22 protein-coding genes are annotated in these 25,044 nt (G+C 31.5%); 7 read left to right on the forward strand and 15 right to left on the reverse strand.

Features of this window, described 5'->3' with window-relative positions; translation table 11 throughout:
* The first annotated feature begins 92 nt into the window (after window positions 1–92).
* The 3 genes from prmA to ACFSSE_RS15905 all read left to right on the forward strand — a co-directional run bounded on the left by prmA (window position 93) and on the right by ACFSSE_RS15905 (window position 2,712).
* Window positions 93–932 carry a 50S ribosomal protein L11 methyltransferase gene (gene prmA, locus ACFSSE_RS15895; protein WP_379041338.1) on the forward strand — a complete coding sequence of 280 codons (840 nt, stop codon included), beginning with the start codon at window positions 93–95 and terminating at the stop codon, window positions 930–932.
* Window positions 933–935: 3 nt separating this feature from the next.
* Window positions 936–2,300: a UDP-N-acetylmuramate--L-alanine ligase gene (locus tag ACFSSE_RS15900; protein WP_379041339.1), complete on the forward strand. Its 1,365-nt coding sequence runs from the start codon at window positions 936–938 to the stop codon at window positions 2,298–2,300.
* Between the two features lie 70 nt (window positions 2,301–2,370).
* Entirely contained in the window at window positions 2,371–2,712 is a 342-nt protein-coding gene (locus tag ACFSSE_RS15905) for a helix-turn-helix domain-containing protein (protein ID WP_379041340.1), read from the forward strand.
* Between the two features lie 262 nt (window positions 2,713–2,974).
* Here the strand turns inward: ACFSSE_RS15905 and ACFSSE_RS15910 are convergent, their stop codons facing one another.
* The 9 genes from ACFSSE_RS15910 to ACFSSE_RS15950 form a co-directional block, all read right to left on the reverse strand.
* Complete coding sequence (locus ACFSSE_RS15910; RefSeq protein WP_379041341.1) at window positions 2,975–4,909, reverse strand: DEAD/DEAH box helicase; 1,935 nt, start codon at window positions 4,907–4,909, stop codon at window positions 2,975–2,977.
* 211 nt (window positions 4,910–5,120) lie between these two features.
* Entirely contained in the window at window positions 5,121–5,933 is an 813-nt protein-coding gene (locus ACFSSE_RS15915) for an enoyl-ACP reductase FabI (RefSeq protein ID WP_379041342.1), read from the reverse strand.
* Between the two features lie 37 nt (window positions 5,934–5,970).
* Window positions 5,971–7,632 (reverse strand): DNA repair protein RecN, encoded by a 1,662-nt coding sequence (recN, locus tag ACFSSE_RS15920; RefSeq protein WP_379041343.1) that lies wholly within the window; start codon window positions 7,630–7,632, stop codon window positions 5,971–5,973.
* A gap of 58 nt (window positions 7,633–7,690) precedes the next feature.
* Window positions 7,691–8,587, reverse strand: a complete 897-nt coding sequence (gene porD, locus ACFSSE_RS15925) for a type IX secretion system protein PorD (RefSeq protein ID WP_379041344.1) — start codon at window positions 8,585–8,587, stop codon at window positions 7,691–7,693.
* Entirely contained in the window at window positions 8,584–9,774 is a 1,191-nt protein-coding gene (gene coaBC, locus ACFSSE_RS15930; protein ID WP_379041345.1) for a bifunctional phosphopantothenoylcysteine decarboxylase/phosphopantothenate--cysteine ligase CoaBC, read from the reverse strand. The genes porD and coaBC overlap by 4 nt, the downstream gene beginning before the upstream one ends.
* Window positions 9,775–9,801: 27 nt before the next feature.
* The gene (locus tag ACFSSE_RS15935; RefSeq protein WP_379041346.1) at window positions 9,802–10,140 is read right to left on the reverse strand and encodes a DNA-directed RNA polymerase subunit omega; all 339 of its coding nucleotides are present in this window, start codon (window positions 10,138–10,140) and stop codon (window positions 9,802–9,804) included.
* On the reverse strand, window positions 10,130–10,993 hold the full coding sequence (locus ACFSSE_RS15940; RefSeq protein ID WP_379041347.1) for an outer membrane protein assembly factor BamD: 864 nt from the start codon (window positions 10,991–10,993) through the stop codon (window positions 10,130–10,132). Before ACFSSE_RS15940 ends, ACFSSE_RS15935 begins: the two co-directional genes overlap by 11 nt.
* A gap of 293 nt (window positions 10,994–11,286) precedes the next feature.
* On the reverse strand, window positions 11,287–13,581 hold the full coding sequence (locus ACFSSE_RS15945) for an ATP-dependent helicase (RefSeq protein ID WP_379041348.1): 2,295 nt from the start codon (window positions 13,579–13,581) through the stop codon (window positions 11,287–11,289).
* Window positions 13,582–13,668: 87 nt separating this feature from the next.
* Window positions 13,669–15,108 carry a tetratricopeptide repeat protein gene (locus ACFSSE_RS15950; RefSeq protein WP_379041349.1) on the reverse strand — a complete coding sequence of 480 codons (1,440 nt, stop codon included), beginning with the start codon at window positions 15,106–15,108 and terminating at the stop codon, window positions 13,669–13,671.
* 213 nt (window positions 15,109–15,321) lie between these two features.
* Here ACFSSE_RS15950 and ACFSSE_RS15955 point away from each other — a divergent pair, with 213 nt between their 5' ends.
* The 3 genes from ACFSSE_RS15955 (at window position 15,322) to ACFSSE_RS15965 (ending at window position 17,109) form a co-directional block, all read left to right on the forward strand.
* Window positions 15,322–15,483 (forward strand): hypothetical protein, encoded by a 162-nt coding sequence (locus ACFSSE_RS15955; protein WP_379101024.1) that lies wholly within the window; start codon window positions 15,322–15,324, stop codon window positions 15,481–15,483.
* Between the two features lie 18 nt (window positions 15,484–15,501).
* Window positions 15,502–15,654 (forward strand): hypothetical protein, encoded by a 153-nt coding sequence (locus ACFSSE_RS15960; RefSeq protein ID WP_379045960.1) that lies wholly within the window; start codon window positions 15,502–15,504, stop codon window positions 15,652–15,654.
* A gap of 84 nt (window positions 15,655–15,738) precedes the next feature.
* The gene (locus ACFSSE_RS15965) at window positions 15,739–17,109 is read left to right on the forward strand and encodes a dipeptidase (protein WP_379045963.1); all 1,371 of its coding nucleotides are present in this window, start codon (window positions 15,739–15,741) and stop codon (window positions 17,107–17,109) included.
* Between the two features lie 91 nt (window positions 17,110–17,200).
* Here ACFSSE_RS15965 and ACFSSE_RS15970 read toward each other — a convergent pair whose 3' ends face one another.
* From ACFSSE_RS15970 to ACFSSE_RS15995, 6 genes are read right to left on the reverse strand one after another with little or no spacing between them, the layout of a single operon-like run.
* A complete protein-coding gene (locus ACFSSE_RS15970) occupies window positions 17,201–17,563 on the reverse strand; it encodes a response regulator (RefSeq protein WP_379045966.1) in 363 nt (120 codons plus the stop codon).
* Window positions 17,538–18,143: a chemotaxis protein CheB gene (locus tag ACFSSE_RS15975; protein ID WP_379045969.1), complete on the reverse strand. Its 606-nt coding sequence runs from the start codon at window positions 18,141–18,143 to the stop codon at window positions 17,538–17,540. The genes ACFSSE_RS15970 and ACFSSE_RS15975 overlap by 26 nt, the downstream gene beginning before the upstream one ends.
* Entirely contained in the window at window positions 18,125–18,949 is an 825-nt protein-coding gene (locus tag ACFSSE_RS15980) for a CheR family methyltransferase (RefSeq protein ID WP_379045972.1), read from the reverse strand. Before ACFSSE_RS15980 ends, ACFSSE_RS15975 begins: the two co-directional genes overlap by 19 nt.
* Before the next feature lies 1 nt (window position 18,950).
* Entirely contained in the window at window positions 18,951–19,313 is a 363-nt protein-coding gene (locus ACFSSE_RS15985) for a response regulator (RefSeq protein WP_379045975.1), read from the reverse strand.
* 6 nt (window positions 19,314–19,319) lie between these two features.
* Window positions 19,320–22,883: a response regulator gene (locus ACFSSE_RS15990; RefSeq protein ID WP_379045978.1), complete on the reverse strand. Its 3,564-nt coding sequence runs from the start codon at window positions 22,881–22,883 to the stop codon at window positions 19,320–19,322.
* Between the two features lie 17 nt (window positions 22,884–22,900).
* Complete coding sequence (locus ACFSSE_RS15995; RefSeq protein WP_379045980.1) at window positions 22,901–24,364, reverse strand: hybrid sensor histidine kinase/response regulator; 1,464 nt, start codon at window positions 24,362–24,364, stop codon at window positions 22,901–22,903.
* A gap of 233 nt (window positions 24,365–24,597) precedes the next feature.
* Here ACFSSE_RS15995 and ACFSSE_RS16000 point away from each other — a divergent pair, with 233 nt between their 5' ends.
* Window positions 24,598–25,029, forward strand: a complete 432-nt coding sequence (locus ACFSSE_RS16000; RefSeq protein WP_379045983.1) for a MarR family winged helix-turn-helix transcriptional regulator — start codon at window positions 24,598–24,600, stop codon at window positions 25,027–25,029.
* The last annotated feature ends 15 nt before the right edge of the window (window positions 25,030–25,044 follow it).

Raw genomic sequence — 25,044 nt, forward strand, 5'->3', positions numbered from 1 at the left:
TAATCATTACCAAAGAAAAGATTTACATCGAAAGCCCGTTAAAATCCACATAAAATTGTTGTAATTTGGTGTGTAAATTTTTAGTTAAAAGCATGAATTATAAAGAACTTGTTTTCACTGTTTTAAGTGATGAAAGCTATCAAAAAGATATTTTAATAGCTGCCCTTGGTGAAATTGATTACGATACATTTGAAGAAACGGAAGAAGGGTTTAAAGCATATATTACAGAAGATGCTTACAGCGAAATTAAATTACAAAACACAATAGGTATTTATAATTGCAGTATAAACTTTTCTTTTATAATTAACGATGTGGAGCAAGAAAATTGGAACCAGGTTTGGGAAAGTAATTTTGAACCTATTGAAATTAAGGATCAGGTTTATGTTAGAGCAACTTTTCATCAACCTAAACCTGCTTTCAAACATGAAATTATAATTGACCCAAAAATGGCTTTTGGTACAGGACATCACCAAACAACCGCCATGATTATGGAATATTTGTTAGAGACAGATGTAGCTGATAAAACCATTTTAGATATGGGTTGTGGTACAGCAATCTTAGCAATTTTGGCAAGTAAATTAGGTGCTCAATCTTTAGTTGCCATAGATAATGACTCAGTTTGTTATGAAAGTACTTTAGAAAATGCGGAATTGAATCAAATCAATAATTTAAATGCATTTTGTGGCTCTAAAGAAGTAATTCCTCAACAACAATTTGAAATTATCTTGGCTAACATAAACAGAAATATATTATTAGACCAAATTGAAACGTATGCTGAGGTATTATCAGCAAAAGGTGAAATATTTTTTAGTGGTTTTTACGAGTCTCCAGATTTAAAAATGATTGAAGAGGAAGCTAATAAATACGGTTTAAATTATGTAAGCCATAAAAAAACAGATTTATGGGTTGCCGCTAGATTTATAAAAAACTAAGAGATGAGGGTACATTTTATTGCTATTGGTGGTGCAGCCATGCATAATTTAGCTATTGCATTGCATTTAAAAGGATTTAATGTGAGTGGTTCTGACGACGTTGTTTATGAGCCGTCTAAAACAAGGTTGCAAAAGAGTGGTATTTTACCTAAACAAGAAGGCTGGATTCCGGAAAACATTACCAAAGATATTGATGCCGTAATTTTAGGAATGCATGCCAGAATTGATAATCCTGAGCTTTTAAAAGCGCAAGAATTAGGTTTACCAATTTATTCTTATCCCGAATACATTTACCAACAGTCATTAAACAAAAAACGTATTGTTGTAGGTGGTAGTCATGGTAAAACAACTATAACTTCAATGATTTTGCATGTGTTAAATCATTACAAAAAAGATTTTGATTATTTAGTTGGTGCACAAATAGCTGGTTTTGAAAACATGGTTAAGTTATCAGATGCTCCTTTAATCGTAATTGAAGGAGACGAGTACTTAGCTTCGCCCATAGATAGAAGGCCAAAATTTCATTTGTATTACGCACATGTTGGAATTATAAGTGGTGTTGCATGGGATCATATCAATGTTTTTCCAACTTTTGATAGTTATAAATTACAGTTTGATATTTTTATAGATACCATTGAAGACAAAGGAACGCTAATTTATTGTGAGGAAGATGAGGTTTTAAAAGATTTAGTTTTAAATCATAAATTCAAACAAAATTTAAATTGCATAGCTTATCATACTCCTCCTTTTGAAATAGAAAACGGCATTACTTCCTTAAATTTTGAAAATAAGCTGATAGCGTTAAATGTGTTTGGGAGACATAATTTAATGAATTTAACAGCTGCAAGGTTTGCCTGCCAAGAAGCGGGAATAAATGAGGAAGACTTTTATACTGCTATAGTTTCTTTTACTGGTGCAGCAAAAAGGCTTGAAAAGCTTGGAGAAACAGATAGATCTGTTGTTTATAAAGATTTTGCACACTCTCCGTCTAAATTAAAGGCCACAATTGACGCTGTTAAAGAACAGTTTGTAAATAGGAAACTGATTGCTTGCATTGAGTTGCACACTTTTAGTAGTTTGAATGAAGATTTTTTAAAAGAATACGATGGAACAATGAATGGCGCAGAAATTGCTATTGTGTTTATAGATAAAAAAACGTTTGTTCAAAAAAACATGAAACCTTTTACAGAGGATGACGTATTTAACTCTTTTAACAAAGAAGGACTTAAATTTTTTGACAATACGGATAAAATAAAGCAATATATTGAAACGTTTAAATCGTCAGACAATAATTTATTAATGATGAGTTCTGGCACCTTTGGAGGTATTGATTTAGTTACATTAGCAAAATCTTTTCTTTACGGGTAAATAAAAATATAATTTTAACGTTCTCAATTATTTATATATAGTTTGAGTGTGAATTTAAGGATAGGATAAAATGAAGTTATTAGGAAAAAAAATTAGGTTACTAAGACATCAAAAGGGATGGAGCCAAGAAGATGTTGCTAAACAATTGGATATTTCAATACCAGCATTCTCGAAAATTGAAACCGGAATTACTGATGTTAATTTATCAAGGTTAGAGCAAATTTCAGCATTGTTTGATATGAGCATTGTTCAATTATTAACCTATAATGACCCTGAGCAGGAGATTAAAAATGCTTCTGATTTAGAGGTTGTTTCTAAGCAATTGCATGAAAGAGGTTTAGAAGTTATCGACTTGCAAAAGAAAGTTATTGAACTTTATGAAGAAATACGAAGCGTTAAGAACTTTGCATAAACAATGTTTTTCTAAAAAAGTCTTGATTAAAACATCAAGACTTTTTTTATGTCTTTAATTTTGAAAGTATTAAGCTAGATTATTTTTTTATAAAACGATATCATCAATTTAATTTAACTTAACTGCTAAAAATTATATGGATTAAAAATTTATACCTTTAAAATTATAAATCTTATAGAAATAGCTTAAAATAAAATTTAAAAAAAAAGGCTTCAGAAATTAATCCGAAGCCTTTACATATAAAAATAATAATAGAATAAACTTATCTATCGCCTCTACGTCCGCCACCGCCGCCGTATCCGCCACCACGGTTACTACCGCCGTCTTTTTTATCGTCTCTGCGTTTGCCAGAAAAATCTCTAAATCCACCACCGCTATTTCCACCTGCACCACCAGTTCTTTCTCTGCTTCCGCCACTTTTGCGTTCGCCACCACCGTATCCACCACCACTACTTCTTTCTCTACGTTCGCCACCTCCGCTTCTGCGTTCGCCACCACCGTAGCCACCGCCTCCGCTTCTGCGTTCGCCACCACTGCTACTACGTCTTTCTCCGCCTTCTGGTGCGTCACCAGAAACTTCGATTCTTACATCGCGTCCGTGAAAATCAATTGGTTTAAAAGCTTCAGTTACTTTTTCTACAAATTCGGTTTCTACTTCAAAGAAAGAGAAAACACCTTTCATGTCAATTTTACCTACAGAACGGCCAGTTATACCTGTGTTATTACAAATGTAACCTAATAAATCACCTCTTGTAAAATCATCAACAGCACCCAAGTTTATAAATAAACGAGTAAAACCTTCGCTAGTACCACGTCCGCCTCTTTCACTTCGTTCTCCTCTTTCACCGCGTTCGCTGTTTCTATCATCAGCGCCAGCATTTAAGTCTCTAGCACCTTTGTAATAATCTAAAAAGCGGTTAAACTCTAAAGAAACAAAACGTTTAATGATGTCTTCTTTGCTCAAATCTACAAACTCGGCCATTATACGTGGTAAGTATTGCTCAATCTGAGTTTCATTAACCTCTACATTATGTACTTTATGTATCAAGCCAAATAATTGTTTCTCAACAACATCAAAACCTGTTGGTACTTCTGCTTTAGTAAAAGATTTACCAATTTGTTTCTCTATCTGACGAATTTTACCAGTTTCTCTAGAATTGATAATCGCAATAGAAATACCAGATTTTCCTGCTCTACCAGTACGTCCGCTACGGTGCGTATAGTTAGCAATCTCATCTGGTAAAGAATAATTAATAACGTGAGTAACTTCATTAACATCAATACCACGGGCAGCAACATCAGTAGCAATTAAAAGCTGTAAGCTTCTATCACGGTAACGTTTCATTACTTTATCACGTTGTTGTTGTGATAAATCTCCGTGTAATGCATCGGCATTGTAACCATCTTTAACTAAAGACTCAGCAATTTCTTGAGTTTCAATTTTTGTACGACAGAAAACAATACCAAATATATCTGGATTATAATCTACAATACGTTTAAACGCAGCATATTTATCACGAGCTTTAACAATGTAATACTCATGTTCAATATTTACGTTACCTGTGTTTTTTGTTCCCATTGTTAACTCTTTCGGGTCAGTCATGTAGTTTTGAGCAATAGCTCTTACTTCACGAGGCATGGTAGCTGAAAATAACCAGGTTTTTTTAGTTTTTGGAGTAGTTGATAAAATTTCATCAATATCTTCCTGAAAACCCATGTTTAACATCTCGTCAGCTTCGTCTAAAACAACGTATTTAACTTCTGAGAAATCGATGGCTTTTCTGTTCAAAATGTCTTTCATTCTACCTGGGGTAGCTACAACAATGTGAACTCCTCTCTTAATGTCACGTAATTGGTTTACAATATTGGCACCGCCATATACTGCTACCACGTTTACATTAGGAAGGTTTTTTGCATAATTTTTAACGTCGTTGCTTATTTGTAAACAAAGTTCACGTGTTGGGCAAAGAATTAAAGCTTGAGGGAAATTTTTCTTGTAGTCTATTAGTTCTAAAAGTGGAAGACCAAATGCGGCGGTCTTTCCGGTTCCTGTCTGGGCTAATCCGACAAAATCGTTGCTGCCTGATAACAATACTGGAATGGCACTTTCCTGTATCGGAGTAGGGTTTTCAAAACCTAACTCGGTTATCGCATTAACAATATCTTCACGGATCCCCAATTCATTGAATGGGTTCATGATAATTAATAAGGTTTAGCAACATCGCTAAACCGGGCGCAAAGGTATGATATTTATTTGGTAATCACAAGTTGTGGTAAATCATTGATTTTTAATTGGTTTACACGGTGTGAATGCAATCAACTAATTTAAAAGGAAAGATTAAAAAAAGCCGTCTCTCGGAAATAGAGGCAGCATAATTTATTTTATTATACTTTAATTAAAACTGATACTATTCGCCCATTTTATCCATTACTTCCATACTTACACCTGTTGATGAGTAACCTCCATCATGAAAAAGATTTTGCATGGTAACCATTCGGGTTAAATCAGAAAATAATGTGATACAATAATCAGCACAAGATTCGGCATCGGCATTTCCTAAAGGAGCTACTTTATCTGCGAAGTCGAAGAAATTATCGAATCCTTTAATTCCTGAACCTGCAGTTGTGCGAGTAGGAGACTGTGAAACTGTATTGATACGCACCTTTTTATCAACGCCATAGTGGTAACCGAAGCTTCTGGCAATAGATTCTAACATGGCCTTAATATCAGCCATATCTGTATAGAAAGGGTAGGTGCGTTGTGCCGCCATATAGGTTAATGCAACAACACTTCCCCACTCGCTAATGGCATCCATTTTTTTAGCAACTGCCAACATTTTATGTAAAGACATTGCAGAAACATCTATACCTTTTGAAAAGTAGTCGTAATTAGATTCTGTGTAAGGAATTTTTTTACGGATATTAACGCTCATACCAATTGAGTGTAAAACAAAATCTATTTTACCACCCAAAATTTCTTGTGCTTGCGTAAATAGATTTGTTAAATCTTCAACACTGGTAGCATCAGCCGGTATAATTGTTGAGCCAGTTTTTTCTGCTAAATTATTGATTTCGCCCATTCGCATAGCAATAGGGGCGTTAGTTAGCACAAATGTAGCACCTTCTTCATGTGCTTTTTCAGCTACTTTCCAAGCTATAGAGTTTGCATCTAAAGCGCCGGTAATGATACCTCTTTTTCCTTTTAGTAAATTGTAAGCCATATTTTTTGATTTGTCATTATTTTATTTTTTACAGAAATTAATTCTGCAACAACTCTCTCGCATTTTGCAAAGCAGATTCTTTTGGGTTTTCGCCACTCAACATTTTTGCAATTTCTAAAACACGCTCTTCTGTATCTAATTTTTTAATCTGAGTATAAGTAAAATCGTTTTTAATTAATTTATGTACAAAATAATGCGCTTGCCCCTTGCTTGCCATTTGTGGCAAATGCGTAATGGTAATTACTTGCATGTCTTTTGCCAATTCTTGCATTATATTTCCAACGCTGTTTGCAACTTCGCCCGATACACCTGTGTCAATCTCATCAAAAATAATGGTTGGTAAAGCCGCTTTTTTGGCAATTAAAGATTTTATACTTAACATCAGCCTTGATAACTCTCCACCAGATGCAACTTTATTTAGCTCGTTTAATTGATGCCCTTTGTTTGCATTAAATAAAAATTTAATCTGGTCAATTCCGGTAACATCTAATTGTTTATTTGGTAAATTGATTTGCTCTATTTTTAATTGAGCATTGTTCATTCCAACTTGAGCCAAAGTATTAAGAACGTTTTTTTCTATAACCGGAATAACTTTACTTCTATTTAAACTTAATTCAGTAGCTTTTTTTAATAAATCAATTTCTGTAATGGATAAATCTTTTTCTAATTTTATTAAATCTTCATCAGCAAATAAAATCTTATTCAATTTATCAGATAATTCATTTTTAAGTGCTATTAATTCTTCGTTATTATTTAAACGATGTTTCTTTTGCAAAGCATAACTCAAACTCAATCTCTCGTTAATCTCATTTAGCCTGTTTTCATTAAATGATGTTGCTTGTTCTAAGCTTTCCAATTCAGCAGCAATATCTTTAATTTCAATTATAGTACTTTTTAAGCGTTCGCTTAGTGATGAAGTTTCTGGCAGATATTTCTCGATACTTTGTATTTGATTCAAAGCTTCTTTAAGCTTAGATAAGCCATCATCATCCCCGCCAGTAATTAAATAGTTTGCTGATAGTAAGTTCTTTTTTATTTCTTCAGCATGGGTTAAACTGTTCAATTCAATTTCCAAATCATTTTGTTCGCCAGCAACTAAGTTTGCACTATCTAACTCGTCAAACTGAAACTGGAAATAATCTTGGTCTGCTTTTGCTTTTTCAGTTTCTTCTTGCAATGCTTTTAACTGTCGCTGAGTTTTTTTATAAGATTGAAATTGCTTTTTATAATCATTTAATAAAACATCATGTTGCGCCATTACATCAACAACCAATAATTGGAAATTGGCATTATTAATTTCTAAAGTTGCATGTTGGGAATGCACATCAATTAATTGCTGACCTAAAGCCTTCAATACGGCTAAAGTTACAGGAGTATCATTTATAAAAGCTCTTGATTTACCATCTAAAGCAATTTCTCTCCTTAAAACAGTTTCGTTATCGTAATCTAAATCGTTTTCTTCAAAAAAAGGTTTTAAAGAATAAGAAGTAACATCAAAAAAACCTTCAACCACGCACTTTTTCTGCTGATTAAAAAAGTATTTTCCTTCTGCTCTTTGACCTAAAATTAAACCTAAAGCACCTAATACTATAGATTTTCCAGCACCAGTTTCTCCTGTAATTATATTCAAATCTTTATCAAAACTAATGTCTAAATTATCTATTAAGGCGTAGTTTTTTATCAGCAATCTGCTTAGCATATTTATTTTAGAGATTAAAAATTGAAGTTTAAAATTAAAAATTAAGGTTTAAAAAACCTTATTTAATCTTTTTTAATTCTTCGTATTTTGAAGTGTTTGCGGGGTCAGCATCAACCATTAAATTGTAAATTTTAGCCCGCTCCATTGGGTTTCCTTTACTAAAAATGTTTATAATTTCATCAGCTTTAGCCGAAAAAAATACTTGGTTTAACATAGAACCTTGTTTTTGTTTATCTAAATCGGCGAGTTTTGGTAAAGCATCACCAATGTTTTTACGACCTTTATTCAAATCTTCACTCATTACATCCAAGCCTAGGCGGTGGTAACTGTATAAAATTTCTCTAATTGGTAAAAAGCTTTTATTGTTTAAATTTTCAATTAGCCAATACCTATTTCTTAAATTTTCAAAAGCTTTCCAACCCGGAAAAGAAGCATTTTGGGCGTTATTTAAAACAGTTTGAGCTTTGGTGTAGTAGTCTGTGCCTCCTAATTTACTAAAAGTATCACTATCTAAACCTACAATTACGTAAGCGTAAAATGCCAATAAAGAACTTAAGTTATTCAAATAGTTTTGGTCAGAAAAATCTAATGGTTGCCCTTCGGTATAGTTAAAATCAAAATTTTTGTCATTTAAACTTAAAACACTTGAGTTAAATGTAGTGCCATAAATAGGGCGACTACTCAATAATTGCGCTTCACATTGATAGTTGCTTCCACCGTCCCAATTTTTAACTGTAATCACTAAATTGCAATCAATTCTTTCTTGAGATTTCAATTCAAAATTAGTCCACTTTCTGTTATTAATAAATTCTGTAATAGCAATTTGTAAGGCCTCCAAAGGTCTTTTATTAGTGTTTTGAATTTGAGGAGATAGAATTTGAACCCTAACATTCAAATCTTGAGCATAGGTTTGCAAAGAAAAAAAACATAGAACAACAAGAATTATTTTTTTCATATTAAGAATATAATTTGTTCGCAAATATCTTTAGCAACTGCTTCTTTAGACTTTAAATCGAATGTTTTTTTAGCTAAATTTTTATCTATTATTGTGATTTTGTTGGTGTTATTTTTAAAACCAGCACCTTCATCATTCAAAGAATTTAGAACAATAAAATCTAAATTCTTTTTCTTTACTTTTTTAATTGCGTTTTCCTCTTCATTATTGGTTTCTAAAGCAAAACCAACTAGTATTTGGTGTTTTTTACTATGTCCTAAAGTATAAAGAATGTCTGTTGTTTTCTTTAAATTTATTGAGAAGTCATCAGTGTTTTTCTTAATTTTTTGGTTTGCAACTTCTTGCGGAGTGTAATCTGCAACTGCTGCACTCATTACACAAATATCAACATCATCAAATTCGGCTAAACATGCTTGTAACATATCATCAGCGGAAGTAACGTTAACAAGTTTAATATTGTTGTGAATTTGTAAATTTGTTGGGCCACTAACTAAAACCACTTCGGCACCAAGATTTTTTAGCTCGTTTGCAATCGCAAAACCCATTTTACCTGATGAATGATTACCAATAAACCTTACAGGATCTATTGCTTCATAAGTTGGGCCTGCTGTAACTAGGGCTTTTTTTCCTATTAATGGGAGTTTTTGGTTTGTTTTTTCAGATATGAAATTCAAAATTTCTTGAGGTTCTGCTAGCCGGCCTTCTCCGTATAAGCCACTTGCCAATTCACCATCATTTGGTTTTATAATGGTATTGTTATGGCTAATTAAGGTGCTAATGTTATTTTGAGTGCTTTGATGTTTCCACATATCTAAATCCATAGCAGGAGCCAGATAAACAGGGCATTTAGCAGATAAATAAACTGCACTTAAAAGATTATCACAAATACCGTTTGCAAATTTAGCTAAAGTATTTGCTGTTGCTGGAGCTATGATTATTAAATCTGCCCATAAAGCTAGTTCTACATGGTTATTCCAAACCCCAGTTTCGGCATGGTAATAAGTACTATAAACTTGGTTTTTAGAAAGGGTAGAAAGGGTAAGAGGGGTGATAAAAGATATAGCATCTTTTGTCATCACAACCTTAACGTTTGCACCAGCTTTTACAAATAACCTAACAAGTTCTGCTGCTTTGTAACTCGCAATACTGCCGCAAACGCCAAGAATTATATTTTTATCTTTAAGCATTTCACTCATGCTCAAATATAGAACAAATTAGTTTTGTTCTTTAGAAGGATTTCTATGGTAAACTTTACCATGTAAAAACTCATCAATTGCAACTAATGTTGGCTTTGGCATTCTTTCGTAATGCTTAGATATTTCAATTTGCTCTCTGTTTTCAAAAACTTCTTCCAAATTGTCATTAGAACTTGCAAATTCTGCTAATTTACCATGTAATTCTTCTTTTAAATTAGCTGCTATCTGATTAGCTCTTTTGCTAATCACAACTAAAGACTCATATACATTTTGAGTTTCAACGTCTAAAAGTCTTAAGTCTCTTGTAACTGTTGTACTTGCAACAGTTGGTTTATTAACATTTTCTTTATTGTTCATCTTTTTGCTCTTTTTTATATCCCGAATAGCTCGCTAATATCTCTTTTGTTACTTCTATACCTTTTAATGAAGCTTCTTTTAATGCTTCTGCTTGTTTTAAATAAATACTTTTTGGGTGTCTTTCAACAAATCTTTCATATTCGTCAATAGCTTCATTGTACCTATCTTCTTGTCTAATTTCTAAACTATTTTTAGCGTATAAATATTGAGACTGTATGGTTAAAAATTCCATTTCTTCCGCATATTTAGTGTCAGGAAAATCTTTTGCAGAATTCCTGAATGCGATAACAGCCGCTTGATAATCTCCTATATCTAAAAACAGTTTAGCGTTTTCGTAAGATTTTTGTTCTAATTTACCCCTTAAGTCAGAAATCAACTCGCTAGCTTCAGCCACTCGTTCACTTTTTGGATACAAGTTTATAAATAATTGTAAAGACTCAATAGCTTTGTAAGTGTTGTCCTGATCTAAAGAGAAATTTGGAGAATCTAAATAAAAACAATAAGCTGCTAAAAACCTACATTCTTCTGCTTTTGGGCTACTAGGGTAGGTGTCTGCAAATGTTTTGAAATGGTATCTTGCAGATAAAAAATCTTTTAATTGATAATTTGTATAAGCATAATAGTAATATAAATCTTCAGATTCTGACCTTCCTCTGTAACGTTGTACTAAATCATCAAATAAAACTAAAGCTTTAGAGTAATCTTTTTTGTTGTATAAACGTATCGCTTCTTGATACTTTTTAGCAACATCTGTACTCTCTCTAAGCTTTTCAAATCTGCTTTTACATCCAGTAAAAACAATTGTAAATAATATAAATAAGCTTAGTACGGTTAAGCTCTTGTTTTTAAACATCCTGCAAAGATAGGTTAATAAATAATAATGTCAATTTTAAATATAAGAAATGCTAAACTAAAGTATTTTTAAATGCTTGGTACATAATTAACAAAATTTAACGTAATTAAGATAGTTCTTTGAACAGTTCATTCGTTCATTAATAATTGGCTTTGAAAATAATAATTGAGTTAATTAGTTTGTAGTGATTAAGCTTAAAGATGGATAATCAAAAGAAACTAATCTTGCCATAAAACAAATACTAACAAACCAATTGCTAATAAACTCCATCTCGTAAATTAACTGTTTACTAATTAAACAATTCTCAACTTCGCAAACTTTAACAATAATTGTTTTTGACCAATTTCTTTGAAGAAAATAGTTGCTTTAATATCAGGTTTATTTCCCTCAAGAGTTAAAACTTTACCGTAACCAAATCTTTCATGTTCTACCTCATGACCCACCTGTAGTTTAGAGGTATCACTTGGTGCAAAACCTTCGCTAGGAACATGGGCTTTAGCTAAAATAGAAGTTGTAGTAGGTGGCTTGGTTGCCGGTTTGGGTTTCGAGAAGAAATCTCCTTGGGTTTGTTTACTATCGCTAGTTTTACTTTTCCATTGCGAACGTTCATCATCAAAATTACCAGTACTTAACATAGATTTTTTAGGAATTTCAATCTCTAAAAATCTCGGATCAATTTCGTCTAAAAACCTTGATGGTTCGCAGTTTATAAGTGTACCAAATTTAAAGCGAGAAGTAGCGTAGCTTAAGTGTAATTTTTTCTCGGCTCTTGTTACTGCAACATAAAATAGGCGTCTCTCTTCTTCTAAATCTGCTCTAGAATTTAGCGCCATTTGCGATGGGAAAAGATTTTCTTCTAATCCAACTACGTAAATTTGTGGGTATTCTAAACCTTTAGAAGAGTGAATGGTCATTAATGAAACGGTATCTACATTTTCGGCTTTGTCTTTATCATCATTAGTTAGTAAAGCAATGTCTTGCATAAATACATCCAAGCCGCGGTCTTCAATATCTTCTCTTTCAGAAAATTCTTTAATACCGTTTAGTAATTCCTGAATATTTTCATAACGTCCTACTCCCTCAACAGATTTATCATCGTATAAATCTTTTAATAACCCAGATTGTTGCGCAATATGTAAAGCGGTATCGTAAGCAGTACTGTTTTTTGCTACCACAGCAAAACTTTGCACAGCAGTTGCAAATCCTGCAACAGCCAAAGCTGCTCTGTTTTCTAAATAATTTGGTGCATCGCAAATAATATCGAATAGTGTCATATTCTCTTTATCTGCTGCTAAAATAATTTTATCTAAAGTGGTTTTACCTATACCTCTGGCTGGGTAATTAATCACCCTTTTAAAAGCTTCTTCATCTGCCGGGTTAAAGGTTAGCCTAAAGTACGCGATTAAATCTTTTATTTCTTTACGTTGATAAAATGACTGCCCACCATATATTTTGTAAGGAACACCTAATTTTCTTAAGGCTTCTTCCATTGAGCGTGATTGTGCATTTGTTCTGTAAAGAATAGCAAAATCAACCCAATTTAAATTTTTATCGGCTCTTTCTTGCGCAATAGACTCTGCAACTTGTTTCCCTTCTTCATTATCAGAAAAAGATCGTGTTACTTTAATTTTGTCTCCAGTTTCATTCTCAGAAAAAACATTTTTTTCTAACTGATTTTTATTGTTTGCAATAATGCTGTTTGCAATGTTTACAATATTTTGTGTTGATCGATAGTTTTGCTCTAACTTATAAACTTTAACATCGGGGTAATCTTTTTGAAAGTTGAGAATGTTTTGGATATTTGCGCCCCTAAAAGCATAAATACTTTGAGCATCGTCTCCAACTACGCATAAATTCTCTCTAACTGCTGCTAATTTTTTTACAATTAGGTATTGAGAAAAGTTAGTATCCTGGTACTCATCAACCATTAAGTATTTAAACTTTTGCTGGTATTTGTTTAAAACATCAATATGTTCCTTAAGTAAAACATTTGTTTTGAACAATAAATCGTCAAAATCCATTGCGCCAGCTTTAAAACAACGGTTGGCATAAGTTTCGTAAATTTTACCCAAAAAACCTCTTCCAGATGTAAAGTCGTCAGCCTGTATTTGTTCATTTTGTTGATACTCGGCAACAGAAATTAAATTGTTTTTAGCCATTGATATTCTACCATAAACATAGTTATGGTGGTAGAGTTTATCATCTAAACTCATTTCTTTCAATATCGTTTTAATTAGGTTTTTACTATCGTCAGTATCGTAAATGGTGAAGTTATTTGGGTAACCTATTTTATTAGCTTCAACCCTTAAAATTTTAGCAAAAACAGAGTGGAAAGTACCCATCCAAATATTTTTAGCTTCTGAACCAATTACCGTAGTAATACGGTTACGCATTTCTTTTGCAGCTTTATTGGTAAATGTTAAAACTAAAATATTAAACGGATCAATTTTTTTCTGTATTAAATGGGCTACTCTGTAGGTTATTACTCTGGTTTTTCCAGAGCCAGCTCCTGCAACTATCATTACTGGCCCTTCGGTTTGTTCTACTGCCTGTCTTTGTATCGAGTTTAATCCTGCTAAATAATCCAAATTGTGTTTTTTTAAGAATGCAAAAGTAAAAAAAATGAGGCGGAGATTTTAAGTCCGCCTCATTTTAATTTTTTGATAATTTAATAATTAGCTTAACCCTTTGCGTGTAGGGTCGTGTAAATCTTCATTGATAGTCATTATTTTTGAGTCGATATCATCAACACATTTTTTTATTTGTGGGGCAATCTCGTTGCTATCTACCAGTTTATCTTCCACTAACATCATTAAACCTTTAAGTGTAGCCACAGGACCACGTATTTGATGAGATAAATGAGAAGAATATTCTGATAGTTTTTGGTTTTTGATAATTAAATCCTTTGTTCTTTCTCCAATTATTTCTTCTAATTGATGATTAATTCTATCAACATTATTTTTTTGTTTTATTACTTCATTATTAAGGGCAGTTAATTCTGAATTAGATTTTTTAGAACGCTTATTTGTTTTAATTAATAAAAAAATAACTAAGAATGCCATTATAGTTACAGCGCCAATTGCGAAAGCTAATTTTTGAGCATTTATTTGCGCTTGTATAGTTAACTCATTTTCTTTTTGAGTTTGCTGTTGTTTTAAAGTTTGTTGTATAAGGTTGATGTTGGAAGCTGTGTTTTTTTTATAGTTTATACTGTCTAAGGCATTTATTTCTTTAAGGTATTCTAAAGCTTTTTCATAATTTTTTCTTTTACTTTCTAATTCATAATTAGTATAAGTGTAATCGTATATAAGCTTTTGGTTATTAACTAATTTAGCAAAACCTATTCCTTCATTAATGTATTGTTCTGCTTTTTTAAAATTATTTTTATTTATGTAGATAGTTGAAAGCGTTAAATTAATGGTTGCTATTGTGTTATTTAATTCATTTTCTTTAGATTTTTTATTTGCTTCTAACAGTGTTTTTTCTGCAACATCAAAATTATTTAGGTAAAAATAAATTACTCCAATGTTTTGAAGACTTTGTGTTATCCCAATAGGGTTATTTATTTTTTTAAATAGTGAATTACTTCTTGTATAATTAGACAATGCTAATGAATAATTTTTTTTTCTATAATATGCATTTCCAATATTTAAATATGTTCCAGCGATTAAATCTTTAATTGAATGTTTATTTGCGATTACTAGAGTTTGATTAAAATACTCTAAGGATTTGTCATAATCAATTTCTGCCCATAGATTACCAATATTACTAGATACTTTGGCTTCACCAATTTCATCTTTAATCTTTTTAAATATGTTCAATGAAATGAGGTAGTTGTTCAAAGCAGAGTCACTGTTATTAGTGTAATAATATCCTATTCCTGTAACTCTATAACCTTCAGCTATTCCTTTTTGATAGTTTATCTTTTTCGCTATACTAATTGCTTTTCTTCCAATATTGATAGATTGGTCGGGAGAAGTAAGTCGATTTGAATATCCATTTTTATTCAGTTCAATAACTTTATTAGAATCAAGTTCTGTTTCAGAATTAAACGTGGTTTTCTGGAATGCTTTGCTACTTGTTGATAAAGTTGCAAAGAGTAATAAAATATTCAAACACCTCATTTTAGTAAAAAACATAGAAATAGGTAAATGTATTCATAAATCTTAAAATATTAATTAGGGAATGAAATAAAAATATGATATTAATTAGAAAGAAAAAAACAGTTAACTGAAAGATTATATTATTTTTTTATACATAAAAGTTTTGTTTAAGTTAATTTCACTATCATATTTGTACTGTTACACACACTTAAAAGTTTCAAGAAAATGAAAAAGATATTAGTTGTTATCATGTTAGTTAGTGCTTTAGGTGCAAGCTCATGTAAAAAAGAAAGCGAAGTACAACCAAAAGAAACAAAGGTTTTAAAACTTAGCGATAGCGAGGATGAAACTAATTTAGATAAATCAAATGTTAGTACTTGGGATTAATTATTAAAATGCATTAACATGAAAAAGTTATTAATTATAGTATTTGTAGTGATATCAGCTGTAGCGGCTGCGGCAACTTTAAATAAAGCTAATCCAGAAGTTAAAACAACACCTGTAGCTACAGAAACTGTAGAAGTACCAAATAGCAATGCTTTAGCAACTTGGGACTAAGCCATTTTTTACCTGCAATTTGTAGATGAATTTTTACAAAGTAGCCCAGTTTTAAATTGATATATTTGCATAAACACGTATTTTATGCAAGTGATAAAAAATTATGTAGAGCAAAACCGCCAGCGTTTTCTCGACGAATTATTTGAATTATTAAGATTCCCTTCTGTTAGTGCCGACCCTAAATATAAAGGTGACGTACTTAAAACAGCAGAGTTTGTTGCTCTGAAATTGAAAGAAGCTGGCGCAAACCAGGTAGAGGTTTGCGCAACCGATGGCTATCCGATAGTGTACGGTGAGAAAATTATTGATGCTTCATTACCAACTGTATTAGTTTATGGCCATTACGACGTACAACCCCCAGATCCGTTAGAATTATGGCACACCCCACCTTTTGAACCTACCCTACGTGATGGGAAAATATTTGCCCGTGGTGCTTGTGATGATAAAGGTCAATTTTACATGCATGTAAAAGCATTTGAACTGATGATGCAAACCGAAACTCTTCCTTGTAATATCAAATTTATGATTGAAGGAGAGGAAGAAGTAGGTTCAGATAATCTTGGTTTATTTGTAGCAAATAACAAAGAGCGCTTAAAAGCAGATGTTGTTTTAATTTCTGATACTTCTATGATTAGCATGGAAAACCCTTCTTTAGAAACGGGTTTAAGAGGTTTAGCTTATATGGAAGTTGAGGTGCAAGGGCCAAATAGAGATTTACACTCTGGTGTTTACGGCGGTGCAGTTGCAAACCCGGCAACTATTTTATGCCAAATGATTGCCTCTTTACATGATGAAAATAACCACATAACCATACCAGGTTTTTATGAAAATGTTTTAACGCTTTCTGAAGATGAGAGAAAGGCTTTAAATGATGCTCCGTTTGATTTGGAATATTATAAAAAAGATTTATCTGTTGATGATGTTTGGGGAGAAACTGGCTATTCAACTATTGAAAGAACTGGAATTAGACCAACCCTAGAAGTGAACGGTATTTGGGGAGGTTATACTGGTCCTGGAGCTAAAACAGTACTTCCTGCTAAGGCAAATGCAAAAATATCTATGCGTTTGGTACCAGGACAAGATTGGAGAAAAATTTCTGAACTTTTTAAAAATCATTTCGAAAGTATTGCACCAAAATCAGTGAAGGTTAGCGTTACAGCCCATCATGGTGGTACTCCTTATGTTACACCTGTTGATTCTGTTGCGTTTAAAGCAGCTTACAAAGCAATTGAAGAATCTTTTGGGAAAGAACCAGTACCAACTAGAGGAGGAGGTAGTATTCCTATTGTAGCTTTATTTGAACAAGAATTAGGAATTAAAACGGTATTAATGGGTTTTGGTTTAGATAGTGATAATCTTCACTCTCCAAATGAGAAATACGATGTATTTAATTATTACAAAGGCATAGAAACCATCCCATTGTTTTATAAGCACTTCACAGATTTAAGTAAGTAGTTAACTTGATAAGTTAATGATACCAAAATAAGAAAGGCTGTCTGAATATTATTTTCGACAGCCTTTTTTATGAATGAGATTTTAATAGTTATTATTTCTCCAATAGAGATTTTATTAAGTTTTCTAAATCTTCTAGATCAAAAGGTTTTGCTAAATGGACATCGGCGCCAGCTTTTTCTGCCAAAGACTTGATGTCGTTATTTGCCGAAAAATAAATAACAGGAATATGTTTAAAATCCGGATGTTTTTTTAAAATTCTTGTAGCTTCAATCCCTCCAATATCTGGAATCCAATTATCCATTAAAATTGCGTCTGGATTTGTTTCTATAACTTTTTCTATAATATTATGTGATGTCTCTGAGGTGGCTACTTCGTAACCACATTCTGTTAAAATAATAGAACATAATTCTAAAATATTTACATCATCATCAAAAATGAGTACTGTTTTTTTCAAGATTAAAATTGTTGATTATGGTAATAATTTCTGCCACATTGGCTATGTAATCAGGTTCAAAAAGTTTCAATGCTTCTTTGGGCATTGTATCTATTTCAGAACTATCAGGACTTTGTACAATTGTTGTTCCATTTTTTTGATGAATATAAAATAAACCTTCTGCACCGTCAGAATTCGCCCCTGAAAGTAATAAGGCGGCTAATTTATTTCCATATAAATCTGCGGCATTTACAAAAGTAACATCTATAGATGGTCTAGAGTAGTTTACTTTTTCAGAATAATCTAAAGAAAATAGGCCATCTTTCTCAATTAGCAAATGGTAATCTGCAGGAGCAAAATAAATATTACCAACTACCATTGGCTCTTTATCTTCACACTCTAATACTTTAATTTTTGTTTTGTTTTTAAAAACATCGCTAATGTTAGAACTTACGCCGCTTTTTCTGTGTATAACAATGAGTATGATAAAATTTATAGGAGTTTTTAATTTTGGGATAATATCAAGCAATATCTTAAATGAGCCAGCAGAGCCACCAATTGCCAGTAATTCTATGGGTTTAATTATTTTACTTTCCGCCATATCTTTTCTTTGCCCACTTGTATGTAATTATTATTTAAATCAGAAAATTTGATGGTTTCTTTAGAACCTAATGCTAAATAACCAAGTTTTTCAAGACTATTATCAAATAAATGAAACACCTTTTCTTGTAAATTTTTATCAAAGTAAATTAATACGTTTCTGCAAAGTATCAATTGAAATTCATTAAAAGACCCATCAGAAACTAAGTTATGAGTTGCAAATATCATTTTATCTCTTAATTTATCTACAAACATTACATGATCGTAATTTGCAGAATAGTAGTTGCTGAAATTTGCAATACCTCCACTGTTTATATAATTTTCAGAATATTCACGCATAAGGCTGATAGGATAAATACCTTTCTTTGCCGTTTCTAATACAGAAGGGTTGATGTCTGTTGCGTATATAATAGATTTATGAGCTAAATTAGCTTCATGTAATAAAATAGCTAAAGAATAGGCTTCTTCGCCAGTTGAACAGCCTGCTAACCAAATTTTTATATGTGGATGTACGCCTAATTTAGGAATTATCTCTTTGCGTAAGCATTCATAAAAGTGTTTATCTCTAAACATTTCGGTTACATTAACTGTAATTTCTTCTACTAATCTTCCTAAGTAACTTGGGTCATTTATTACCTTATACCTTAACTCTGCAAAACTGCTAAACTTATCTAAAGAGCATAAACGGTTAACTCTTCTTTTAATAGATGCTTTACTATATTCCCTAAAGTCATAACCATATTTCTCAGAAACATCATTTAATAGTAAATCCAAATCTTCATCTTTAACTAAATTGAAAGCCAGCATTTTAAAGGTACTTGTTAATATACAACATCAATTGGTCAATATCAACCGGTTTTGATACATAGCCATCTGCACCTGCAGCTAAGCATTTTTCTCTATCGCCTGTCATAGCTTGTGCGGTAATTGCTAAAATTGGGATTGTTACTCCTTTGCCTTTGAGTATTGAAATGGCTTCATAACCATCAATTTCGGGCATCATCATATCCATTAAAATTAAATTTATGGTATTATTTAGAGCTATTATTTCTTCTGCTTCTTTAAAGCTTAATGCCGATTGGCAAACAAAACCTTTTGCCTTTAAAACCATTTTTAATGCAAAAATGTTTCTGTAGTCATCATCTATAATTAATATTTGCTTCTTATTCATGAAAATTTAGCCTTTGTAAAGCCATACTCTTAATAATGATAATAACTGATCTACATCTACGGGTTTAGAAATATAATCAGATGCACCAACTTTGATACATTTTTCTCTGTCTCCAATCATCGCTTTTGCAGTTACAGCAAAAATTGGTAGTTTTTTATATGCTGGATTTTCTCTAATTGCACTAATTGTCTCGTAACCATCCATTTCAGGCATCATAATGTCCATCAAAACAATATCTATTTGCGGGTTTTCATTTAGTCTATCTAAAGCTTGTTTTCCATCAATGGCACTAATTACATTCATCCCGTGTTTTTCTAATGCTTTAGATAAGGAAAAGATATTTCTAACATCATCATCTGCAATTAGCACTGTTTTGCCTGTAATAACTTCTGTTAAGGTGCCTAACTTTAGTGTTGATTTTTCTTTTTTATCACTGCTATTTTCATCAATAAGGTGTAAAAACAAACCAACTTCATCTAATACTCTTTGGTAGGAGTGAGCAGTTTTTACAATTATAGAGTCTGCGTATTTTTTAATTTTTAGCTCTTCTATTTTTGATATGTTTTTACCTGTAAAAATAATAATTGGTAAATTCTCTAAACCTGGCTTTTGCCTAATGGTATCTAATGTTTCGTAAGCCGTTTCATACGGAACACCCATGTCTAAAATAACACAATCAACGTCTTTTTCTATTAGTGCTTTGGTACTGTCTGAAATGGTGTTTTTAATCTCAGTAGAAATATTAAAACCTTCTAAGAAATAGGAAAGTGCATTTGCATGTTTGTTGTTTTCCTCAATAATCAAAACCTTTTTAGAGCCTTTAGTTAAAGCGGCTTCAATTTTTTTGAAAACTTTGCCCATATCCGATATGGCAAAAGGTTTATTAATGAAATCAACAGCTCCTCTTAACAAACTTTCTTTTTTGGCTTGTAATGATGACATGATATGCACCGGTATGTGTTTTGTTTTTGGATGCGCTTTTAACTGATCCATCACCATCCAACCATCCATAATTGGTAATTGAATATCCAATAGAATGGCTCTTGGAGAAAATTGTAAAGCAGCATCTAAAGCTAAATCTCCTCTAACAATAACTACGCCTTTATAATTACTTTTTTTGGCATAGTTTAATAAAGCTTTAGCAACAACTGTGTCATCCTCCACTATTAAAATAACCTGATCACCCTCTTTAATATTTTGTCTATCATCGTCAATTTCTTCGGGGATGATATCGGTTATAAATGGTTGGTATTCTTTAAAGTTTGGTGATATCGATCGCTCAGATTCTACTAAAATCATCTCTGCTTCTTCAACAAATACTGATTTTGATATAGGAAAAGATATTGTAAAAACGCTTCCTTCACCTTGTTTACTTTGTACAGTAATTTCTCCATTTAAGAGCTTTACTAGCTCTCTACTAATGGATAAACCTAAGCCAGTGCCCCCAAATTTTCGCCTTGTGGTACCATCAGCTTGTTGAAAAGCTTCAAAAATTATTTTTTGTTTATTTTCTGCAATACCAATACCAGTGTCAGTTACTTTAAAAATTATTTTTTGGTCAATATCATCAATATCTAAAGTAACGCCTCCAATGTCAGTAAACTTAATGGCATTTGATATTAAATTTTTTAGTATTTGGCCTAAGCGTGTATTATCAGTATCAATAAATTGTAAATCGGTATTTAAATTTATTTTAAAGTCTATGTTTTTTTGTTTGGCTACCAAAGAGAATAAGTTATTTAACTCGGTTATAATTGAGCTTATAGACGTGGGCTCAATTTGGACATCCATTTTACCAGATTCAATTTTGGAAAGGTCTAAAATTTCATCAATTAAAGATAATAAACCGTTACCAGAACTTTGTATCACTTTTGCAGACTCTATTTGCTCTTCGTTTAAATTTCCTTCAGGATTATCAGCCGTTAAACGTGATAGTAATAAAATAGAATTTAAAGGAGTGCGTAACTCGTGAGACATGTTCGCTAAAAACTCAGATTTGTATTTGGTGCTTAAAGCTAACTCCTCTGCCTTTTTTTGTATATCATGGTTTCTTTCGACTATTTCTTGATTTTTTTCTTCTAACTGACTTGATCTTTCTTCTAATTCTTTATTAGCTTCTAAAAGCTCTTCTTGTTGTACTCTTAATTCTTCTTCTGAGGCTTGCAATTTTTGAGTTTGTGCCTCCAGTTCCGTGTTTAAGTTTTCAAGCTCGCTATGTTGTGCCTGCAATTCTTCTGTTTGGGCTTGTGTTTCTTCTAAAAGATTTTGAATATATCTTCTAGATTTTGCACTACTTAAAGCCACACCTATGTTTTCTGAAATGGTTTTATGTAAAATAATATCAATATCTGCAAAAGCATCATTACAGCCTAACTCTATAACACCAATAACAGTATTATCAAACAAAATTGGGCAAAGCAATAAATTTTTTAATTGAATTTTACCATTTGCTGCTGTACTTATAAATGAGTTGTCTAAGTCTTTTACTAATTTTAAATTTTTACTGTTAAAAACCTGACCAACTAAACCTTCTCCAGTTTTAAATGAAGATTTCATAAAATCTTCTTCACCGTAAGATTTTTTTAATCTTAATAATCCGTCTTCATATAAGTAGATAGCACCATTACTACATTGCCCATATTCAACCATGTGGTTTAAGGTTTCCGCACAAATTACATCAACAGTTTTATTTCCAACTAAACTTTCGTTTAAAACCGCTAAGCCTTTTTGTAACCATTCGTTATCATTTAGCTTGTTAAATGATGTTTCTAAAGAGGCAGCCATATTGTTTAACGAAACACTTAGCTTACTCAGCAATTCTAAATCATGTTCTTCAATACGGGTTTTGTAATTACCTAGTGCTATTTGTTGTGCAATTTCTGCAATTTTTAAAATACTTTCTCCAGTAGCTCTTTCTGTTTCTAATAATTTATTTTTTAATAGTTCACGTTCTGTAAAATCAGTTTTTATTCTAAAGTAAAAAACAAGGGTAATGATAAGCGATATAACTCCAGATAAAATTAATAGTAAAGGTGTAAGCTCTGCAGATTTATTGGAAGCATTTGTTCTTATTTCTAACAAATTACGCTCATGAAGTTTCATTTTTAAAATCTCTTCTTCAATTAATAACATTTGCTCCCTGGCCATTTCCATTTTTTGAGTAGAAACTGATTCTCCATTATCAACTGATGTTATAATTTTTGTTAAAAGTGTATCATAATCAAAATATATTTTGTTTAATGATTTACTATTTGCAGTCTGTTTGGGATTGTCATAAACTAGTTGAGTTAAATGATTAAGAAGTGAATCTTTAGTTTTTAAACTATTGTAGTAAGGAGTTGCAAATTTTTTATCTTTTGTTAACAAAATTCCTCTTATGCCTATCACCCTATCTTTTATATTTAAATGAATATCATCTAAGGTGTTTAAAACTTCTAATGTATGTTTAACCCTGTTTTGGTTATTCAATAAATCTTTAATAGAAATGTAAGAAGCTGCAGAACTTATTATTAAAAGAAAAAAAGAAACTGCAAACCCTATTTGTAGATTTCGTAAAAAATTATTTGCCATAATTTATGCTGAGTATTTTAATTAATAGGTAATGTGAAATGAAATTCAGATCCAAAACCTGATTTACTTTTGACACCATAAGTGCCATTATGTTTTTTAATTATTTCTGAACAGATATATAAACCAATTCCTAAGCCTTGAAATTTAAGAGATGATTCTTCTACTCTATAAAATTTAGAAAAAACTCTTTCCTGCTTATCAATCGGAATTCCGATGCCAACGTCTCTTACCTTTATGGTTACAAAATTGCCATTTATCTCTCTGCTAATATTAATATGTTTTGTATCTGGGGAGTATTTAATTGCATTTGTAAGGTAGTTTAGTAAAACTTGTTCAATCCTGTTTTCATCTGCAACTATATTAAAAGAATCATCGTTACCTTCAATATGCAAAGAAAAACCATCGTTAGTTTGTGTTATGGTTTCAATTGCAGCATCTATTAAATGCTTTAAATCAAATTCTTTTTTATTGAGTTTTAACTCCCCATTTTCAATTTTAGAGATATCTAAAAGGTCTGCAATTAATTCATTCAATTTACCAACTTGTAACTGAGCTTTTTCAATATAACCTTTAATTTGCTCTGATTCGTGATTTTTTAAAGATCTGGAAAGTAATTGTATGTAGGCTTTTATACTTGTTAATGGGGTTTTTAACTCATGGCTGGTGATACTTAAAAACTCATCTTTTTTCTTTTCTATTTGTTTTTGATCTTCAATATCTGTAAAAGTTCCAATCCATTTAATAACTTTTTTATGGTCAAGAATGGGTATAATTCTTAAAAGATGGTATTTGTATTGTTGTTGTTTGTGTTCTTTAATTCTTACCTCTAACTCTAGACTTTTACCTTTTTCAATTGCTTTTTTCCATTCATCTCTAATATTTACATCATCGGGATGTGTTTGTGGAAACTGCATTTCGTTAATGGCATAGTTATACCAATTATGATTTACAAATTCTATTTCACCTTCCTCATTTGCAGTGAAAGCTATTAGGGGTAAAACTTCAAGTGTGTTCTGTAATTCATCAACACGTTCCTTTAGTTCTAACTGAACTCTATTTCTAGCATCAATCTCTTTCTTTAAAGCAAGTTGTGTGTCTTGAAGTTCTTTAGTTTGTTGATATAGTTTTATAAAGGTGTTTACTTTTAACAACAGTATTTGTGGATCAAATGGTTTAACAACGTAATCTATACCGCCAGATTCGTATCCTTTATTTATAAATTCATTGTTAGTATTAACTGCAGAAAGAAAAATGATTGGTATCCCTTTAGTTTTGTTAAAACCGTTTAAAGTTTCAGCAACTTCAAAACCATCCATTAAAGGCATTTGTACATCTAATATAATTAATGCGTAGTTGTTGTTGAGCACCAATTTTAAGGCTTCTTCTCCAGATAATGCACTATCAACACTAAAACCTTTTGACTCAAGCAGTCTTTTTAAAGAATAAATATTCTCTGCCTTATCATCAACTATTAATATCATTAAAAAATATATAAGTATTTGCTATATAATCCAAAAAATTGTTAAACTCGCATACCCTCAATAATTAATCCAAAAAATAAATTATTAAATAATTTCAATCTTTAATTTGTTATGCTTGCATAGTAAAATAAAGATTGCTATATTTGAGAAAAGGATAAAATTTGCAAACATCCATTGTTTGCGGTATAATTATTATCAGCTCAAAACCATTTTTGATAAACCAAATATATTAAATGAAACATCAAGATACCATTGATTATTTTTTAAAAGTTACTTGGCAGAATATTGCTAACCGCTACAACCAGTTAGCTGGTGAGTTTGGAATTACACAATCAGTTGGTTATTTGTTAATTAACATAGATGAAATTGAAGGTACCACAGTTTCTGAAGTAGCAGCGTTATTAGGTTTAAAATCTACTAGTTTAAGTAGAATGTTAAATAACCTACAAAAAGATGGTTTAATTTACAGAGAAAGCCATAAAACTGATAAAAGATCTGTTAAACTTTATTTAACCGAGCTAGGAAAAGAAAAAAGACATTTAGCAAGGGTAGTTGTTAGAAAGTTTAATGATTATTTAAACGCCAATATGGGCGAAGACGAAAAAGAACAATTAGTTAATTCTTTAAATTTAATTAATGATTTAACTACCGATTATAAACCTTGATATTTTAATAATTTT

It is taken from the genome of Pedobacter alpinus (genome assembly GCF_042684645.1).
In the GTDB taxonomy this organism is placed as follows: domain Bacteria; phylum Bacteroidota; class Bacteroidia; order Sphingobacteriales; family Sphingobacteriaceae; genus Pseudopedobacter; species Pseudopedobacter alpinus.

What these genes read in the sequence shown, in the direction of transcription:
- prmA (WP_379041338.1), top strand. Translation starts at nt 93, where the DNA reads ATGAATTATAAAGAACTTGTTTTCACTGTTTTAAGTGATGAAAGCTAT.
- ACFSSE_RS15990 (WP_379045978.1), bottom strand. Translation starts at nt 22,883, where the DNA reads ATGGCAAATAATTTTTTACGAAATCTACAAATAGGGTTTGCAGTTTCT.
- ACFSSE_RS15975 (WP_379045969.1), bottom strand. Translation starts at nt 18,143, where the DNA reads ATGGCGGAAAGTAAAATAATTAAACCCATAGAATTACTGGCAATTGGT.
- coaBC (WP_379041345.1), bottom strand. Translation starts at nt 9,774, where the DNA reads ATGCTTAAAGATAAAAATATAATTCTTGGCGTTTGCGGCAGTATTGCG.
- ACFSSE_RS15910 (WP_379041341.1), bottom strand. Translation starts at nt 4,909, where the DNA reads ATGAACCCATTCAATGAATTGGGGATCCGTGAAGATATTGTTAATGCG.
- ACFSSE_RS15905 (WP_379041340.1), top strand. Translation starts at nt 2,371, where the DNA reads ATGAAGTTATTAGGAAAAAAAATTAGGTTACTAAGACATCAAAAGGGA.
- ACFSSE_RS15965 (WP_379045963.1), top strand. Translation starts at nt 15,739, where the DNA reads ATGCAAGTGATAAAAAATTATGTAGAGCAAAACCGCCAGCGTTTTCTC.
- ACFSSE_RS15935 (WP_379041346.1), bottom strand. Translation starts at nt 10,140, where the DNA reads ATGAACAATAAAGAAAATGTTAATAAACCAACTGTTGCAAGTACAACA.
- ACFSSE_RS15900 (WP_379041339.1), top strand. Translation starts at nt 936, where the DNA reads ATGAGGGTACATTTTATTGCTATTGGTGGTGCAGCCATGCATAATTTA.
- ACFSSE_RS15915 (WP_379041342.1), bottom strand. Translation starts at nt 5,933, where the DNA reads ATGGCTTACAATTTACTAAAAGGAAAAAGAGGTATCATTACCGGCGCT.
- ACFSSE_RS15995 (WP_379045980.1), bottom strand. Translation starts at nt 24,364, where the DNA reads ATGATATTAATAGTTGATGATAAGGCAGAGAATATTTATTCTTTAAAA.
- ACFSSE_RS15940 (WP_379041347.1), bottom strand. Translation starts at nt 10,993, where the DNA reads ATGTTTAAAAACAAGAGCTTAACCGTACTAAGCTTATTTATATTATTT.
- ACFSSE_RS15980 (WP_379045972.1), bottom strand. Translation starts at nt 18,949, where the DNA reads ATGCTGGCTTTCAATTTAGTTAAAGATGAAGATTTGGATTTACTATTA.
- ACFSSE_RS15955 (WP_379101024.1), top strand. Translation starts at nt 15,322, where the DNA reads ATGAAAAAGATATTAGTTGTTATCATGTTAGTTAGTGCTTTAGGTGCA.
- ACFSSE_RS16000 (WP_379045983.1), top strand. Translation starts at nt 24,598, where the DNA reads ATGAAACATCAAGATACCATTGATTATTTTTTAAAAGTTACTTGGCAG.
- porD (WP_379041344.1), bottom strand. Translation starts at nt 8,587, where the DNA reads ATGAAAAAAATAATTCTTGTTGTTCTATGTTTTTTTTCTTTGCAAACC.
- ACFSSE_RS15985 (WP_379045975.1), bottom strand. Translation starts at nt 19,313, where the DNA reads ATGAATAAGAAGCAAATATTAATTATAGATGATGACTACAGAAACATT.
- ACFSSE_RS15960 (WP_379045960.1), top strand. Translation starts at nt 15,502, where the DNA reads ATGAAAAAGTTATTAATTATAGTATTTGTAGTGATATCAGCTGTAGCG.
- recN (WP_379041343.1), bottom strand. Translation starts at nt 7,632, where the DNA reads ATGCTAAGCAGATTGCTGATAAAAAACTACGCCTTAATAGATAATTTA.